This is a genomic window from Clostridium sp. AM49-4BH (genome assembly GCF_003478335.1).
Taxonomy (GTDB): Bacteria; Bacillota; Clostridia; order Lachnospirales; family Lachnospiraceae; genus Butyribacter.
Genome location: NZ_QUFB01000025.1, coordinates 26,326 through 43,572, shown reverse-complemented (window position 1 = coordinate 43,572; position 17,247 = coordinate 26,326). Strand labels below are relative to the sequence as shown.

The window sequence follows — 17,247 nt, the reverse complement described above, 5'->3', positions numbered from 1 at the left end:
TTTACCCATATTGCAGCTCCTTTCACACAAAAAGAGCCTCAATACTCAAATTTAATCATATCATAAAGAGGCTCAAATGTAAAATCCTATATTTCGATCTGCTCGGACACCTAAAATGAAATTTTAAATTCCACTGCCCCACGGGTCGGTGGAATTCAGTCCTGCACAGTAGATATTTACTCTTTCATACATCCGTGTTATTGTAATAATTCCTTCTGACAGCAGTAGAAGGAGAATTATCATGAGTAAATATATCCCTGGAAACCAAAAGCATTTGACACTTAATGACCGTATCTACATCGAAAACGAATTATCCAAGGGTGCAACTTTTAAAGACATTGCGGCATTCCTTTGTAAAGATCCTACAACCATCTCAAAAGAGGTTAGATCACGACGTCTTTCTGACTGGTGCCACAAAGGAACTTTCTATAATGCCAAAAACTTTTGTGTACACCGCTATCACTGTAAAAAAACAAACGCCTGTGGAAAAATCATTCTCTGCGGTGTCAAATGCACATCCTGTCCAACCTGCAACCAGACCTGTAAGGATTTCGAAAAGGAACGGTGCAGCAGACTTGATAGGGCACCTTATGTATGCAATGGTTGTCCAATGAAAATCAATCATTGTACCATTGCCCATAAATATCGCTATGATGCCCGCTTTGCCGACCGTAAGTACCGTGAATTATTAAGCAGTTCCCGTGCCGGAATAAATATGACCAGGCATCAGCTGCACCAAAAAGATCAGATCATTACTCCGTTGATCGCTCAGGGACAGTCACCCTATCAGATCCTGATCAATCATCCGGAGCTTGATATGTCTGTCCGTTCCATGTATACATACATCGATAAAGGACTGTTCACAGCCAGAAATGTAGATCTGAAAAGGCAGGCAAAATTTAAACCAAGAAAGTGCCACAAAACACAGATCAAAGACCGCAAAGTGTTTACCAACAGAACCTATGCAGACTTCTGTTCTATGGAATTAGATTCTTATGTACAAATGGATACAGTAAAGTCATCAAGGGATTCCCATAAAACACTGTTGACTATGATCTTTACAGAGGAAAAGCTGTTTCTTGCATTTCTTCTTAACCGGTGCACAAAAGGTGCTGTCCGTGCTGTATTTGACCGTTTGGAAAAACGTATGGGAACGTATGAATTTACATCTGTTTTTAAAAATGTCTTAACTGATCGTGGCTCTGAATTTGGTGACCCGGAAAAATTGGAAACCGGTATTAACGGCATCCAAAGAAGCAGCATTTATTATTGTGATCCCATGCGGAGCGGACAGAAGGGAACCATCGAGCAGGCGCATACAATGCTCCGCACGATATTGCCCAAAGGATCATCCTTTGAATTTCTGACTCAGTGGGATGTCAATCTTATTGTAAATCATATAAACTCTACTCCAAGAGAAAGCCTTGGTGGCCAAACACCGTATGATGCTTCCCTGAAAACACTTGGAGAAGATGTTCTTAAAGCATTTCAGCTCAAGCCGATTTCACCAGATGAAGTCAATTTAACGCCTAAGCTGATACGCTTTAAGAAGTAACCAATCAACTGATCGAAATCTGCTGTCAGACTGGAAGTAAACATTTCACATTTTTATAATGTGGCTGGTGGAATTTAGTCTAGCACACCGAATTCCAGTAGCCTGTTTTTCATGCCATAAAATCAACAAAATTTCGATAAGTTGGCTTAATTATAGCAGAAAGTAGGAGATTTTGTTAAAAAATCTCCTGCAAAATCAATAAAATTTAAAAGCCCGTGGAATTTACTCTTGCACTGGAATTTACTTTTTCAAATCAGCTCCACACATTCGACAAAATTCGACACCACTCCTTAACTAACCAGAAATTTTACAATTATTTTTAGTAATTTTCACAAACATAAAATCTTATTTCCAGCTCGTAAAAAATGAATAGCTGCAATGATACTTTTTAAGCTTCATTTATTGATTCATTTCTATACTGCCCCTCACCTTATACCAAATCATCACTAATCTTCATCCTTATTGCTTCCGGTATTGTGCCCATTTCCTTATCCCCCTTATAGGATATTATTTCATATTTTGATTCATTGGTCTGCTTACAAAAAATGAAATCCACTTCATATAATTCTCCGAACTTTTCATTTCCAATTTGTTCTATCCGAAAAGAATATGGCACCAGACAATCATCAATCAATTTTCCGTGCTTATCCCTGTTTTCTCCACACAATAAAATAAACTGCAAATCTGTAATACCTATCTTGTAATTTGCTGTAAAGGTAACCACATCCTCTGTGATCAAAACTTCCATATTCGTAATCCTATATAAATCCTCTAAATGATCCGTCTTTTTTTCTGCCAGATCATATGGATGATTTTTATCAAAGAAAAACTCTTGTACTTTTAATCCATTCTTAGTTTTCGCATGTTTATAAAACTCTTTTGCCCTTAATTTCGTATTTACACCAGTTAAATGTAAAAATGAGGAATTTTTAAAAACTACTTCAATGCTTTTTCCTTCATATACATACATAAAAGTTTTTCCAGCCAAATATCTCTGATAATTCTTCGCAGCATTATGTATCTTCTTCAAAATCGCAGATTTTCCCATTTGTACTCCTCTCTAAATAAAAAAGGGAAGCGAAAACGCTTCCCTCTGAATAACCACTGGCAGTTCGCTTGAACATTTCTGCTCAAACCAAAAGCATATGACTTAATCCTCATACTGGATATGGCAACATCACCTCAGATACTGTGCCACGCAGGTCGCTATAATGTATCACTATAGCAAATCCACAAATATTTTACATCCTTTGTGCGGATGTCCAGTGCTTTCTACTATTATATTATGCCCATGTAATCCATTTGTCAATCAATAAATTGATTTTTTTCAATAATTGACAAGCATCCGTCACGCAATCTATAAGATTCATATTTTTTGAGTACCGAGGCTCGTGATATCACTTCTAGTTTCATATTTTTCTTTTATCCATCAACTTGCCATGTACCAATTATGTACCAATTTTCTACTGAATAACATAAAGTTATAACAACTTTTATCGAACTAATTTTTATCGCAATCTCCCATTTTATAAGGCTTTAAGGACATTTATCAAGATATAGAAACCTACATCGAAATTGCTAGTAAATCACAATTCCTAGTTTCATTTTATCTTATACCTATCCGAAAACATCCCATTTTAAGGGGTTTTCGCCTTTCTATATTTTTTTACTACACAATTTACTACACAATTTTTAGGGCTTTTTCTATCTTTTCTACCTCTTTTACCTTTTCCTCCTCAGTCACATGAACATAAAGATTCATAGTAATTCCCACATTGGAATGTCCGAGAATCACCTGCAAGGTTTTAGGTCGCATATTTGCTTCAATACACCGTGTAGCCATAGTATGTCGAAGTACATGCATCGAAAATCTGTCTATACCAGCCTTATCACACAATTTGAACAATGTTGAGTCGTACGCTGAGTTCTTTGTAGGCTCGCCCTTACGATTCAAAAACACAAACTCTGAAAATTCCATATTAACAACTTTCATTTTTGTCATCTTTTCCTTCTGTGCTTTCAATAATCGAATCGCTTCTTCCGTCAAAGGAACATCCCTGTATCCCGATTTACTTTTAGGTTTGCCTATTCTCCATTCACCAACAGAATGCCGATATTCCATTGATCGTTGAATATGTGCGACCTTCTTTTCAAAATCAATATCAGACCATTTAAGGCCAATCATTTCGCCTGTTCTTAATCCAGTCTGTAATACAAACGCAAACTGATTGTAATTGCTGCTGTCTTTCGCCACTTCCAGAAATTTTTTCTGTTCATGCACTGTCAATGCCCTTATTTTCTTAGGATCTTTACCAATATTGTATTTAACTGCTTTTGTAACCGGATTTTTTGAGATCACATCATTCTCAACCGCATCCGCAAACATACAATACAAAGTAATCCTTGCCTGATATATTGTCGATGTCCTATATCTGGTTTTCATCTGATTTAGAACATTCTGGCAATGCATTGGTTTTACATCAGATAACATCATATTCCCTATGCAATCTTTGATATTGTGTTCAAACCTTTCCCTATAATTTCTTATCGTATTTGGCCTGATAGTATCGCCTTTTATATTATTAAGCCAATACTCAAACCAGGCTGTGACTGTCATATCACCACCGGCATTGATTTCACCATGTTCATCTTGAAACCTTGCATCAGCATACCAATTACGACATTCCTGCAACTTGGGAAAATATCTTTGGACAGACCTTCCTGTGCGCTTGCTAATAAATCTAGCTGTATACAGCCCATCTTTTCGCTGACATATTCCTACGCCAAGCTCTCTTCCTCTTAGATCTTTGCCCATAAAATCAACTCCTTCCAAAAGAAAAGAGCCTTGATACATTTTAATATATTATCATATCAAGGCTTAAAAGTCCATATTTTCAAATTTCAACAGATTTCGCTATATATTGTTCAAACTCTTTTCTTTTAATAAGCTTCTTTCTCCCTATATACAATACAAACGAACAGTTTGGAGCCTTTGCCATCTCATCTATTTTGTTAATTCCTATATTGCTATATGCGGCGGCCTCCTCTATCGTCAAATTCATCTTTTCCCATATCGGCACATCTAATCTTCCTCTTGCCATTTCCGTCATCCCCTTTCCTTTGTTATTGCTTTGCTTCTGCGCCGCACCTCACCGATCAGGTCAAGGCACAATTCCCTAAAAAACGGTTGTAATTGATGCGTCCTGTATTTGTTATTCAAATTCCTCACATCATCACACAGACAATTCCAAAAATGAACTGCCTCTTTGGATTCGTTGTGAATATCCGGAGGAAATCCATATTTTTGCAGTAAAATATACCATTCTCCAAAAAATTCCTTTTCTCCTTCTATTTTCTTTGCCATTCGCATTCCCTCATTTCTCAAATGGATTTTCCATATCGTCTGGCATATTGAAAAATCCATCAAAATTCTGTTGCTCCGGTTCGACCTTCCAACCAGTCTCGTAGAAAAAATCTTTCTTGGATCTGTCTATGATTCGCCGTGATCTTTGATCATACCAGAGATCAATGCCATCTTTCTTTGTCAAATTTCCAAACCAGCGGTTTTTGCTCAGAGACAAATAATTGTGATCCGGTGTATCTTCATCTCGTTTGAATGTCATCACTATATCCGCTGCATTGGTTATATCAGCCGAACCGCTCACCGCATCGTTTTCATCGCTTGTAAAGCTGTTTTTTCGTGGATGTGCGACTAAAATCACGACAACATCCAACCGCTTCGCTAACCGACTCAACTTTTTTACGAACTTGCTTTGACAGCGATATTCATCTGCAGCCATATCCACATCTAACGCCGTCATAAGGTTGTCCACAATGACCAACTCAATGCCATACTGCATCACGGAATGTTCTATTGTCGTTACTAGATCCACAAGCTCATCATCTTCAACATCATTATTGCTATATAAGTAAAATTTACCCCGGTACCAATTTTCAATCTGATCCTGATTGCTATTTGTGATAAAACGCTTTACAGAACCATCCGGTAGTGTATTTTCCACAATATTCTGCGGACCGGCAATTTGAAAATCAATCCAGCTTTTATATTGCCAGTCCGGTAGCTCTCCAGAATAGGCAAATATACTCTTACCCTGCTGCAGTGCAGACACGCAAAACTCATTTGCCACTGTGGATTTTCCTTGTCCACGCTTTCCAGTGAGAATTATAAGCTGCCCACCGTAAAAATACCCGCCAAGGAATGAATCAAGTTGTCGAAATCCTGTCTTGAACTTTGGTATATCCTTTAAGTCGCGCCGTTTAACATCTGCAAGCTCGACCACCTGTTTCACCGGCTGTTCAATAGCATTTTCAACTGCAGTCTTTACAGCATCCTTTCCATACTTTTGCAAGATTTCATTTGCATCTTTGCATCCCCTATAATCTTCCTCTTGCACATAGCGGATCTTGTTCGGGAATCGCTTACGGATGTCTTCAAGCAATGTCATATGATCACGCTCATAATCGCCAAAAACCACAATTTCCTCAAATTCGCACACCCAATTCCAACAATAAGGGATCCAACGGAAGTTATTCATTCCACCCGGTACACTTACTGCGCATCCAATTCCTGCCTCTGCCACCGAAAGGCTGTCCATCTGTCCCTCGCAGATCACCAACCGCTTGCGATCCTTCCCGCATTGTTTCATGCCAAATAAAATCGGCTTGCAATCTTTTTCCATCCATTCCTTTGCAGCTGCCTTCTGCTGTCCATCCCTATCTATATAGGTTTTCCCCTTGAAAAAGGTCGTGTCTCGATATTTGACATATTGTAGCTTTCCATTTTCATCAAAAAACGGAAACACCAAGACATCATCCCGCTTTGCATGCACTGTAATCTCATATTGTCTTGCTACTGCCTCCGAAATTCCTCTACCCTCCAAATACTCAACAGATTCAGGTAGTGGCTCTATAGGCTTGCTAGGCGTCTTCAAACGCCTGTACTGTTTTCTAGGCTGATAGTATTCATCAACCTCTATTCCCAATGAAAAATCAAAGTCCCTTGCCAAGGTGATCATATTGCCGGAAATACTGCAGCTTGATCTGAGACACTTAAACTGTCCAGTTTGTAAATTGATAGAAAAGGTTCCCTTGTCCTTGCCACCTTTGCCGCCTCTACAGTATGGACAATGAAAAAATTGAAGTTCACGCCCTCTTGCCTTAGCCTGAATATGTACATGTCTAGCGAAAGAATAGGCATCCTCTTCCTTAAATTCATACAGTTTCCCCATTTTTCGGTTCATCCTCTCCGTTCCACATATCTATTCCCGGTTCTTCTTCCGGTTGTTGCGGTCCTTTTGGCTTTTCCTCTTTCACTTCATAATCCGAATAAATGCATTTCTGCAGCCACGAATCCGGACAGTTCAAATATTTAGGATCTTGTCCATCCTTTGCTCTAGCATATGCCTTGGCCGATGCAATCAACATTTCCTCTTTAATTCCCTGCACTATCAATTTGGCATATTCCTGCTCTGCCATTGCCTTATGCTCTTTCCTTGGGTAGGCCTTCCAAAATTCATCAAATTTCTCCACAATCTTAACCTGTGAGATGTCATCCACCGATTCTACCGACTTCCCACTTTCGGAACTTAACGTATATACATTGTCGCAAACCTTTAATTTCTTGTATTCGCTCTGATGTACAGTAGGCTTATACCGATCTTTTCGAATGCTATTGCATATTTTCCAATGTGCCACAACCACCAAGCCATTGGCCATCTGTAGTAGGTAACCTCTGTCAAATAAAGTCCTATAATCCTCCTGCGAAGCTCAACAACCTTTCGGATCCGGTTTGCATTGTTCACAAAGCCATCATCATCCGCCTCCATGCAAATATGCATATAAAGCCCCTGTGCGGATAACGGAAGTTCCAAGAACTGATCACTTTCCACCAGTTCACGGGAAAACATTCTTTTTTCTGCCATAGCTATCCCTCACTTTCCTGCCGTAGCCATTCCAATGTGCATTGATAACAGTTTTTATTCATTTCTCCGTTGCATCCGCAACTCTTAGTAAATGCCACATCGTACTCTGCTGGACACATAATAAATATTGCTAAATCTTTGTCCGACATCTGTTTGATTCTTTCAGCATTAGTCATTCTTCGCACCCGCCTTTACTATCTCGATTGCATCATTTGTGGCTTCTATTTTGTAGCCGTATTGCAGACAATCTTTGTCTTGTAATTTTTGTAATCTTTGATACAGAGATAGTCTTTCTTTCAACTGTTTCACAACCCAATCCACATCATATGCTACTGGTACATTTTTAATATTGTTAGCCTCTTTATACCCTTGATTGTACCCCTCTATATTTCTAATCTTTCTATGCTCGTTTTTTAATTCTCTAAGCATTTTCAGCTCTTCTAGCCACTCAGCCAGTTGCTTATTATAGTCGCTTGCATACGCTCCTTTTAGGTCATGTATTGCCCTATCAATCGTCATTTTCTGCTCCTTTCTTGCCTACATCCCACCCGACGGTGTATAATATCCTCATCACCAGTTCCGGGAGGAGTATGGCATTGCTGTATTGTCGGTGTCCGGTCTCAAACTGTTTTATCCCGTGAACACGCGACAGCTGGTGTTATTTTCATGCAAAATGTAATTATTCACTTTCTGCTAAATAGCACATAATCCCACAATCGGGGAAAATCTCTGTATTCATGTTTCCTCTGTTCGGATCTAATTCATCTAAAAAAATCGGCTTACTATTGCTATCTTTCAAGATGGAATATCCTACGTCTCTTTCCAACTTCGCCCGGCTTTCAAATATTTCCGGGAAATCCTTGCGTATATTGTTCCAATAACCCATGCCCCCCTTGATACATCCGATACAGTTATTGTTCGGATAACCAAGTTCGTACATTTTTGGCCGGGCAAAATCAAAAGTCCGTTCAAACAGTCCATGAACCTCTTCTTTTGATAATTGCCTGTCGAGAAGCGGAAACTCATGGTTTGCCTGCGGATTCGCTTCAATCGTCCTCTCTGCCCGGTTCTTCTCTTTTAGATCAAAGCCCCAGATATAGGTCAATTCGTAATCCTTGTGCTGCTCTTCCCATTCTTTCCGCACTCTCTTTTTCAACCAGTTCGTGCATGGTGCGAAGCCATTTCCGGGATTTCTAAATCCCCCGAATACTCTGACGCACCCTTCTACACTGCTGTACTCTTTTGATCGTAGTATCTCGATCTCTTTTCCGATTGCTTTCTCACAATCTTTGATAAATCGAATACTATCCGGGTGCTGGTCAGCTATGTCAATATAGATCCATTTGTCTACATTTCCGGCAAGATAACCTGCCATAAAGCTTGATATTCCTGCGCTGATCCAGCATACTGTTAGTTTTTGTTTCATAACACCACGAAACAAATTCCGTTCGTGGATAGGGCATTACGCTTCCCTTGCTACTTCAACATGGCTTTCACAAGATTGTTCCCACTCATGCCTCTTTCACGCTACTGTCAGCCCTTTTATTCTTGCCACTTTTCACGCTTTGGCAGTCAACCCGGTTTACCGGGATTCGTTATTACTCCTTTCCAAACGTTTCTATTTCTTGTTGCTCTGCATATACTGCTTCTTCCTCCAAAAGATGTATGAACTCTTTTGCTACTTGAACCGATTCACAATCTTTCTTGTCCGAATGCTTTAATACAAAATCATCAATGCGATTTTGCAGCTTTTTGATCACTTTCTTTTCGTCTATCATGTTTATCCCTCCAGATATTCCGCAAGTTCTATCTGTATTTATTAAATAATAATCCCTGTTTTTTCCCTCGTCTGTCGCACATACCATGCCACATCATGCCCATCCGGATCCAGTTGCAATTTCAAGTATTCATTTGCACAGTACTCCAGCATGACATCCAACCTTCCTGTTTTCTTCTGATTAAACGCCATACCATATTCCCCGTTTAGGACAGTAAACATTAGTGCCAGCGATGAAATGAAAAAATCATCTCTTTGATTGCAATAGATATGCTCCACCACATCCGCAGGGTGTTCCATCAGAAGCAGATCATTAAATTTTTCAACAATTCTATCTGCATATACTTTTAGAACAAATTGCAATCCAGAATCATCAAATCTTGCGGCTTCCTTATTGCACTTTTCCAAAAAGTTGTATATTCGCCGCCTGCGGAATCCGTGCAAATCATACAACAAATTAGCTGCTACGCAGAAAGCAATGGTTCTACCGTCCAATTTGCCCTGCTCCGCAGCTCTTAGCATTACGCCAGTGGACGACTTATTCTTCCCAATTTTTGCTCGCTGCTTTCTTTCACGGCGCATTGCCGCTCTTCGGCTACTCACTTTCCAGCGCCCCTTTCACGACCTTTACAATCTGTTCCGCCTTGACAATTCCTATCCCCTTAATGGTAAGAAGTCTCTCGTTTAACATGTTAAAATCCATCTGTCTCGTATTGGATTTTTCCGTTGCCTGTACAGCTCCATCCTTGAAACCACTCTCATACAGTGATCGCGCGAACCGCTCCATCTGATTATGATCATATCTTTTAATATCTTTATATTTTGCCCTGTTTATCAACTGCTGCTTTGCCATAAAGTCCCTCCAATCAATCACAACATAACATCTTTTCCACACGTCTTTTCACTCTGGAAACATTTGCCTGAGTCACTCCCATTATTTCAGCGATTTCCCGTTGCTTAAGACCCATTTCAAAAAATTTCAGTACCTTGCTGTCTGTCTTCCCTAATTCTGCCACGACTTCCAAATACATAATTCTGCTTAACGCCTCGTTTTCCACAGATTCAAAAGACTTAAGCTGATCAAGAAGAATGCTCTCTTCCCCATCTTCATTTTGAACAACCGACGGGGCATCATAACTGATCAAATATTCATTCATCCAACGCTTGGGCATCATTCTTGCCCTGTGATCCAATAGAATTTCGTTTCTGATGCATCTGCAGGCATAATTTGAGAAAGATCCGTTATCTGATTGATAACTTATAGCAGCCTTGCAAAGTGCAATCGCAGCCAGATCATAATATTCTTCTACTGATTCATTCATTTTGTGGATCATAAAATAAATCAGGTTATGGTTATTTTCAACCAACAGCTTTTGTTCTTCTGTCATCATCACAACCACCCTCCAACAATTCAACTACCTTTGCTCCTGCCTCATTTGGATGGCAAAAAAGAAAATGCACACCATATTCTTGTTCCATTGTAAGCATCGCCTTTGCGAGTGTCTCTCCCTTTGTCGGAGGTCTCTTTGGCAATTTAATGTGCTGCCATTTTCCAAGACCATGCATATATTTAATTTTATTGTATCTGTACAATCTCGGATTCTGCCAACGGTATAAATCTCCAATACAAGCTACTCCATCTTCGTTTTCTACTAATATATATAGCTGCACATCGTTATTTTGAGCCAAAATACATTCATCACGAAATCGATCATGCGACTTGCCGCATATGTTATTAACAATCTCACCTATGTTCTCTTTCGTGTCCACAGCCGTAGAATATGTACCCAAGAAGTCCATTTTTTTTGGCTTAATATTGCGTTGTTCTTTGCGCTCCAACACATTTATAGCCTTGTCATTTGCTATAACATAATCTCCCACCGGCAGCGGTACACGCACCACATCAATACCGTTCTCATAAAACCATTGATTTTTAACTGTGTGTTTTTCCTCTTTCTGCCCCATATCTTCCAATATGATCATTGCTTCTCCTTTCATCATACCGGAGCAGGCAGAAGCCTGCCCCTTTTTCTGTGAACAATGTAAGCCTACGAAATGATTGTGAAACCATCGACACCCTTTAACTGCTCCTCAAGATATTCTTGGATGGATTCCATTGCATGCAATTTCCATGCTCCACCATCTGCTTCGAATAACGCACACTGTACTCCATCATATTTGTCTTCCTTCATGCGAAAAACGAACTGGCTTTCAGGCTGTTCTACCTCTGTAAAAGTTCGATATGGCTTTAAAGTAACCGGACTTGGAATTATTGCGTCACTCTTGGATGCAAGTCCTGTCTTAACTGTAGCCTTCTGCGATACTCCGTCATCTCCATAGTCAGCAATCGTTCCACCCTCTACTGTTCCAGCAAACTTCAAAAGCAAATCAGAATCATTATTCGGAATAAACTTTGCCTGCACACCAATGATAAAATCTTCATGGTCAACAAATTTGTTAAACGGAAACTCTGGAAGTTCCGCATGAACCTCTACCATACACTCGCGAATCCGATCAGAATCCAAATTTGAAAACAAATTAACCTGCGTAGGACTCACTACATGGACTATCATCTGATCACTCATAGTATCAGCTTTTGACTTGATATAATCGACTAAACTTCTAAGAGTGGTCATCTTAATCGCCTTAGCCTTTGGGGCGTAGTCCATGCGAATCAACGGCTTGTCCGCATACTTTTTCCCATCAATATCTGTTATGTTGGTTTCGCTTAAACCAACGACATACTGTAATGCTTCTTTAATCATTTTTACCTACCTTCTTTCTTTATGCCTGCTTTGCTCCTCTAAGATCAATTACACCATCTTCTTTGATTTCTCCCGTTTCTGTATCAACCATGTTTCCATTAATCTCTACCATGTTTTGATCCACATCTTCGAAAGACATCTGTCCTCTGATTCCCGGTCCATATTCCTGGGCATAAATCTCACCAGTTGCCAAATCTTTCTGCGTACAAAATTTGGTGCTCACCGGCTTAACCGCTGCAAGTTTTGTATCCACCGAAATATCACAGGTGCAGTCAGTGCGATCCTCATTCTGTGCAAATGTTATCCCAACGGTGATTTTTCTTTTGTTTTTCCACGGCGTGTTTGGATCCTGCATATTTTGCATAACCTTTTCAAACGCCTGATTTACTTTCTCCTGTAAAGCACCGCCAGCTAACTCTTGTAAACTGATTTCCATATTCTCTTTCCTTTCTTGTCATATGCTGTGTCAACTGTTACTATCTCAAAGCGCTCTGATTCGATTCCTAGTTTTATGACATTTCGGTCATTAATTGGTTGCAAATGGCAACTCCTCTTCAATGGCATCTGGAATGTTCATAAATCCATCGCTATCATTCTGTGCCACATTTGGTCTTGTTGGCGCAGACGCATTTTGATTACCATTCTGCGCAGACGCTGCCTTACTCTCCGCAAACTCCTGCGATTCCACCCACACCTCTGTAGTGAAAATCTTCTGGCCATCCTTATTCGTATAGCTTCCGGTCTGAATACGACCTTCCACTACAATCTTGGTTCCCTGATGCAGATACTTCTCCGCAAACTCTCCACCTTTACCCATTGCAACGCATTGAATAAAATCTGCTGTCTGCTCGTCACCCTGACGCTTGAACCTGCGGTCAACAGCCAAGGTATAGTTAGCAATGCAGGTACTGTTTGCATTATTGGCATATCTGATCTCCGGATCGCGGGTCAGTCTGCCCATTAAAATTACTTTGTTCATTTATGCTCCTTTCCTAAAACGGATCCTTATTCAACTCGACTTCCATTCCCTCATCAGCAACATAAACATCTGCCATTCCTACAACTTCCTTTGCTCTGGCGGCAAACATCTCTGCATCGGAATTATCATCGCTCAGATGCAACAGTACTACATTCCGAAGATCCATGCTTTTGTTTACCTTTAGAAACTCCAATGTTGTTTCTAGCTCCATGTGTCCCCGGCATACATGCTCATAGTTCGGATCATCTTCTTGTATGATCTTTTTGGAATAATTTGCTTCCACCAATATCTGATGAACATCATAAAAGCGCCACTTGACCAACTCCGTATCTGTGATATATAGCAATCGTCCCATCTCCGGATGAGAAATCAAAAATCCATAACAAGTACATTCTGTTCCATCGGCATTTGTGTGCATAAATCTTCTATTCTTATCTGTCAATTCAAAATATTGTATCGTCCATCCTGCACCATCAACGCTTATCTTTTTTTGAGCTCTCATATGGCTTAAGCACCGGGATCCCCATCTGCTCCAGATCCTTAACAGATTTCGCGTGATCCGTATGATGATGAGTGCACACAGCACCCACCACACACGAAATATTCCAGTTTAAGGCTTTCTTAATTTCTTTGATCGGGATCCCCGGATCTATGATCAGCGTTTCTCCATTGCTAGCAATAAGCAGATAACAGTTTCCGCTGCTACCGCTACCCAAACACTTCAGTTTCATATGAGCAACCTAACCCTTCATAAAATCCGGAACTTCTTCCTCTATAGTCTCAGTTACAGCAGTGTCTTCTTCCTGCTTCGGAACAACCTCCTCAAAATCCTCTGTATTGGCATTTGCCTTTATCTCATCTTCCACACTCTGCCGCATCTCTTCCACCGGATATTCCTTAAAATCTCCGTCAATGACCTCTTCCTGTGTGTAGAAACCAAGTGTAAGTTCTGGACAATTCATACGGGCAAAGAATGAAGCAGCTCTGTATCGAAGCATGATCTGCGGCATAGTCTTCCATTTACTCATGCTCTTTGTAGTCCATCCTTCTGCCTTTGCCATTTCCATATCAATGACCGGACCAGTTACTTTCCTTCCATCTTTCATCGTCCAACACTGACAGGAATACGGCTTTCCGTTTTTGTCATTCTTTTCGTCATATTGCAATTCCATGTCATACTTGCCACTTCCATTTACAGATGCAATCAGGAACTGCGCCGACCAGCTCGGTCTGCCCTGGATCACATACAAGTTCTGCATAACCATCAATGGACTGGTCTGTAATCTATTGGCAATGTCGATGGCAACCAATGCATTTGCTTCGTTTCCCTGATAATCCTTTGGTACGATCGTACTGCAGGAAAGAGCTTTCGCCATCTGCCCAGCCATCAACCAGTTATCGGAACTTCCCCAAATCCCTTTGCTAAGTTCTGTGTCATGCTTTACTGCTACCTTTGTTTCTTTCTTTTCCACAATCTCTGCCGCCATCAGTCTTCAACCACCTTTCTCAAAATTTCGAACAGAACATCAAGTCCACGATGTTCTACATCCTTTTTACTGCCCTGCTCCTCTTCCTTAGTGTCTTTCATACCATCAGGACGTTCTATCATCGCTTCTGCAAAGCACACTTTAAGTATGGACTCCATTGTTTTGTCCCCCTGTGCAAAAGACTTAATAGAGCATTGCACTAACTTCTGCAATGATTGAATAAAATTATTAGAACTAATTCCTCGTTTTGCAGGCTGACTTACCATCGCAATTTTACAACCATCTTCTCCCAATACTGCCATATTAAGCATTTCTCCTGTTAAAATCTTCTTTTCCTCTCCATCCGCTTCAATAGTTACTTTAATCATTCCGCATGTCCTCTCTTTCCACTTTTAATTCTTTGTCATCAGTCACCTGCAGCAATACAAGCTGCCCCTCCATCTCTGGAATGTTATAATCATTCACGGCCTCGGCATTATCCACAAAAATTGGTGCGGTCACATCATGCATAACAGACAATGCATGGATAATATCCAATTCGGCTACAATACGATGCCCGGTATTAAGGGCAGAATACGGGACACCATTGACCATACACTCGCAACACTCTACCACAGCACCATTGACCTGCTTGTCAAACAACTTCCAATTCACAATGCCAAATTTCTCATTAACCATTTTTGACAGGATCATCATTTTGGCTTTCATGAACTTCTCCAGCAGATAGAGCATTTTTTCTTCATCTGCCACACTTTGAGCAATCTCACGCATTTCTGCCTCTAACTCTTCGATGCGTTCCTCTTTGGCAGAATTATCTGCTGATGCGATCTGCTTTTCCACGATAGCTAGTTCATCCATCAAACCATTCTTTTTGATTTTCAACTGCTGTCTAATCTCGGCACCGCTGTTCATCTTAGATAAATACTCTTCCTTTAGTGTTATCTGTTCCTGCAGTTTCTGATACTCTGCGTTTTCTGAGCAATCAACCTTGTCTGGTAAAGATTTGAGCAGTTTTATCACTCGGTCTCGTTCTGTTTCTGCACTTTGCAAATTGACTTTGATCTTTTCCTGATTGGTGCGCAGATCCACAATTTTTTCCTGCGTTCGGGAAATTAAATCTTTATAACGATTTCCGTCTGCTACAATGCGTTCCAATGCATCGGTGTGTTCCTTTTCCCAATTTGCTTTCAATGCAACCTTTTTCTCTTCAAATTCTGCCTTAATCTGTGCAATTTTATCTGCCGGGTAGCTTTGCCCACACAATGGACAAACCGTTTCTTTTTCGTCAAATGCCAATGTGTCAGAGTAAACCTTTTCCTTTTCCGCAATCCACTTTTCGTGCATTTCCGCACGCTTTTTCTCATAAGCCGAAATCGTTCCATTGGCATCTCTGATGTTCTGATCACATATTTCCATTCTGCGTTTGCAAGAAGTGATATCATTTTCATATTGCGCTAATTCATCGATGAATGAATTCTTTTTTGTCACATTCCTCTCATTTGCCTTGCGCTCCACATCCGAAAGAGCAAATTTGAGATCCATCAGATCATCAGTCACTTTCTGGTGTGCCTCGTATTGTGCTGTCATATCTGCCTCAGATTTCTCTACTGTAGCAATCTGCTCTTTCAGGCCGTTACGCTGCAACTCCAATTCTGCCACATCAATATCTGTCATGGACTTTCTGACCTCATCAACTCTTGCCGGAATCTCAGTCTGCTTTTTCTTGTACTCTGATAATGCCTTTTTAGCTTTAGCCTGCAGATCTTCCGGAGTGTGTAGCGACAACGCCAGATTTAACTCCGACAACACATCTGGGTTGGATGCGATCACTGTATCGTTATCTACACCCGGTATCATCTTCATTAGTTCTTCACGCTGCTCTTTCCATTTCTTGCTTACAAAAGCCTGTGGATTCGTCAGCAGTTGAAAAAGATCTTCATTGATAATGTCTGACACAAATGTTTTGAAATCCTTTTCTTTCTTTGGAACGCCATCAATTTCATAAAGATTGTCATTGCCCTGCAATGTTGCTTCTAAAGTCCCCCTTTTTTTCACCCAATTCTGTTTCTGTGTCTTGGATAATTCGAACTCTCTACCATCAACATCTAGCGTTACGACAACTTTAATATCCACATGATCAATCGGGTTACCAAAGGCATCCAATGGGCGCACCTGAAACTTAGCTTCTCCTAAGCTGTTCTTATTGAACAAACACCACATAAACGCATCCGCCACCGTACTTTTTCCAACTGCATTCTGCCCGCTGATCTTAGTTATATGGCCGAAGTCAATCGTCTGATCCTTCGTTTTCTTGAAGTTCTCCATATGTAACTTCTTCAATAAAATCTTCACTTTGCAATCTCTCCTTTTCCGTGCTACAATGCACTTGTATGTGATGGACTTTTATAGTCCTTTGTTTTTGGCTCATCGGTACTGCAATACCTATGGGCCTATTTTTTGTCTTCTGGATCATCAATCTGCAAAATTGCTTTGACAATGCCGATAGTTCCGTAGTCTCCAGATTCCTTAGAGACTGCATGCCTTATTTGAGACAACATCGCCTCTTTTGCGATTAAATCCGTGTACTCCGACAATGGAATTGTGATTTCCTTTTTGGTAATATCAAAAATCCCCTTATCGCTTGTCACATTTAACATGGCTAATCCTCTCTTTCCTTGATTTCTGCAACTTGTCCTGCTCTCAGAGTAATCTCAAATCCAATAGCATGTAACTCCAACGCCT

At 40.3% G+C, this 17,247-nt stretch carries 25 protein-coding genes; 1 reads left to right on the top strand and 24 read right to left on the bottom strand.

Annotation, left to right across the window (positions count from 1 at the left end; translation table 11 throughout):
- Positions 1-241 precede the first annotated feature (241 nt).
- Positions 242-1,555 (top strand): IS30 family transposase, encoded by a 1,314-nt coding sequence (locus tag DW981_RS08590; protein WP_118507421.1) that lies wholly within the window; start codon positions 242-244, stop codon positions 1,553-1,555.
- 430 nt (positions 1,556-1,985) lie between these two features.
- Here the strand turns inward: DW981_RS08590 and DW981_RS08585 are convergent, their stop codons facing one another.
- The 24 genes from DW981_RS08585 to DW981_RS08475 all read right to left on the bottom strand — a co-directional run bounded on the left by DW981_RS08585 (position 1,986) and on the right by DW981_RS08475 (position 17,162).
- Positions 1,986-2,603 carry a PBECR4 domain-containing protein gene (locus DW981_RS08585; RefSeq protein ID WP_118507420.1) on the bottom strand — a complete coding sequence of 206 codons (618 nt, stop codon included), beginning with the start codon at positions 2,601-2,603 and terminating at the stop codon, positions 1,986-1,988.
- Between the two features lie 633 nt (positions 2,604-3,236).
- The gene (locus tag DW981_RS08580) at positions 3,237-4,370 is read right to left on the bottom strand and encodes a site-specific integrase (RefSeq protein ID WP_118507419.1); all 1,134 of its coding nucleotides are present in this window, start codon (positions 4,368-4,370) and stop codon (positions 3,237-3,239) included.
- Between the two features lie 79 nt (positions 4,371-4,449).
- The gene (locus DW981_RS08575) at positions 4,450-4,656 is read right to left on the bottom strand and encodes an excisionase (RefSeq protein ID WP_118507424.1); all 207 of its coding nucleotides are present in this window, start codon (positions 4,654-4,656) and stop codon (positions 4,450-4,452) included.
- Between the two features lie 5 nt (positions 4,657-4,661).
- Positions 4,662-4,919, bottom strand: coding sequence for a hypothetical protein (locus DW981_RS08570; RefSeq protein WP_118507418.1), 258 nt, complete (start codon positions 4,917-4,919; stop codon positions 4,662-4,664).
- 10 nt (positions 4,920-4,929) lie between these two features.
- Entirely contained in the window at positions 4,930-6,804 is a 1,875-nt protein-coding gene (locus tag DW981_RS08565) for a bifunctional DNA primase/helicase (protein ID WP_182434198.1), read from the bottom strand.
- On the bottom strand, positions 6,788-7,132 hold the full coding sequence (locus DW981_RS08560) for a hypothetical protein (RefSeq protein WP_118507416.1): 345 nt from the start codon (positions 7,130-7,132) through the stop codon (positions 6,788-6,790). The genes DW981_RS08565 and DW981_RS08560 overlap by 17 nt, the downstream gene beginning before the upstream one ends.
- Positions 7,133-7,188: 56 nt before the next feature.
- Entirely contained in the window at positions 7,189-7,497 is a 309-nt protein-coding gene (locus DW981_RS08555) for a hypothetical protein (RefSeq protein WP_118507415.1), read from the bottom strand.
- Between the two features lie 2 nt (positions 7,498-7,499).
- Entirely contained in the window at positions 7,500-7,673 is a 174-nt protein-coding gene (locus DW981_RS15105) for a hypothetical protein (protein ID WP_022306165.1), read from the bottom strand.
- Positions 7,666-8,016: a hypothetical protein gene (locus DW981_RS08550; RefSeq protein ID WP_118507414.1), complete on the bottom strand. Its 351-nt coding sequence runs from the start codon at positions 8,014-8,016 to the stop codon at positions 7,666-7,668. Before DW981_RS08550 ends, DW981_RS15105 begins: the two co-directional genes overlap by 8 nt.
- A 160-nt stretch (positions 8,017-8,176) precedes the next feature.
- A complete protein-coding gene (locus tag DW981_RS08545) occupies positions 8,177-8,923 on the bottom strand; it encodes a phosphoadenosine phosphosulfate reductase (protein ID WP_118507413.1) in 747 nt (248 codons plus the stop codon).
- A gap of 172 nt (positions 8,924-9,095) precedes the next feature.
- On the bottom strand, positions 9,096-9,275 hold the full coding sequence (locus DW981_RS08540) for a hypothetical protein (protein ID WP_118507412.1): 180 nt from the start codon (positions 9,273-9,275) through the stop codon (positions 9,096-9,098).
- Between the two features lie 41 nt (positions 9,276-9,316).
- A complete protein-coding gene (locus DW981_RS08535) occupies positions 9,317-9,877 on the bottom strand; it encodes a hypothetical protein (protein WP_147352629.1) in 561 nt (186 codons plus the stop codon).
- Complete coding sequence (locus tag DW981_RS08530) at positions 9,870-10,127, bottom strand: hypothetical protein (RefSeq protein WP_118507410.1); 258 nt, start codon at positions 10,125-10,127, stop codon at positions 9,870-9,872. Before DW981_RS08530 ends, DW981_RS08535 begins: the two co-directional genes overlap by 8 nt.
- Before the next feature lie 13 nt (positions 10,128-10,140).
- Entirely contained in the window at positions 10,141-10,665 is a 525-nt protein-coding gene (locus tag DW981_RS08525) for a sigma-70 family RNA polymerase sigma factor (RefSeq protein WP_118507409.1), read from the bottom strand.
- Complete coding sequence (locus DW981_RS08520) at positions 10,634-11,257, bottom strand: ERCC4 domain-containing protein (RefSeq protein ID WP_118507408.1); 624 nt, start codon at positions 11,255-11,257, stop codon at positions 10,634-10,636. Before DW981_RS08520 ends, DW981_RS08525 begins: the two co-directional genes overlap by 32 nt.
- A 65-nt stretch (positions 11,258-11,322) precedes the next feature.
- Positions 11,323-12,039, bottom strand: coding sequence for a hypothetical protein (locus DW981_RS08515; protein ID WP_118507407.1), 717 nt, complete (start codon positions 12,037-12,039; stop codon positions 11,323-11,325).
- A 19-nt stretch (positions 12,040-12,058) separates the two neighbouring features.
- Positions 12,059-12,475, bottom strand: coding sequence for a hypothetical protein (locus DW981_RS08510; protein ID WP_118507406.1), 417 nt, complete (start codon positions 12,473-12,475; stop codon positions 12,059-12,061).
- Between the two features lie 90 nt (positions 12,476-12,565).
- A complete protein-coding gene (locus DW981_RS08505; RefSeq protein ID WP_118507405.1) occupies positions 12,566-13,018 on the bottom strand; it encodes a single-stranded DNA-binding protein in 453 nt (150 codons plus the stop codon).
- Positions 13,019-13,031: 13 nt separating this feature from the next.
- Positions 13,032-13,520: a hypothetical protein gene (locus tag DW981_RS08500; RefSeq protein ID WP_118507404.1), complete on the bottom strand. Its 489-nt coding sequence runs from the start codon at positions 13,518-13,520 to the stop codon at positions 13,032-13,034.
- Positions 13,492-13,749: an MBL fold metallo-hydrolase gene (locus tag DW981_RS08495; protein ID WP_118507403.1), complete on the bottom strand. Its 258-nt coding sequence runs from the start codon at positions 13,747-13,749 to the stop codon at positions 13,492-13,494. Before DW981_RS08495 ends, DW981_RS08500 begins: the two co-directional genes overlap by 29 nt.
- A gap of 9 nt (positions 13,750-13,758) precedes the next feature.
- On the bottom strand, positions 13,759-14,505 hold the full coding sequence (locus DW981_RS08490) for a hypothetical protein (RefSeq protein WP_118507402.1): 747 nt from the start codon (positions 14,503-14,505) through the stop codon (positions 13,759-13,761).
- Positions 14,505-14,873 (bottom strand): hypothetical protein, encoded by a 369-nt coding sequence (locus tag DW981_RS08485; RefSeq protein WP_118507401.1) that lies wholly within the window; start codon positions 14,871-14,873, stop codon positions 14,505-14,507. The genes DW981_RS08490 and DW981_RS08485 overlap by 1 nt, the downstream gene beginning before the upstream one ends.
- Entirely contained in the window at positions 14,866-16,857 is a 1,992-nt protein-coding gene (locus DW981_RS08480) for an AAA family ATPase (protein WP_118507400.1), read from the bottom strand. Before DW981_RS08480 ends, DW981_RS08485 begins: the two co-directional genes overlap by 8 nt.
- A gap of 98 nt (positions 16,858-16,955) precedes the next feature.
- On the bottom strand, positions 16,956-17,162 hold the full coding sequence (locus tag DW981_RS08475) for a hypothetical protein (protein ID WP_118507399.1): 207 nt from the start codon (positions 17,160-17,162) through the stop codon (positions 16,956-16,958).
- Positions 17,163-17,247: the final 85 nt, after the last annotated feature.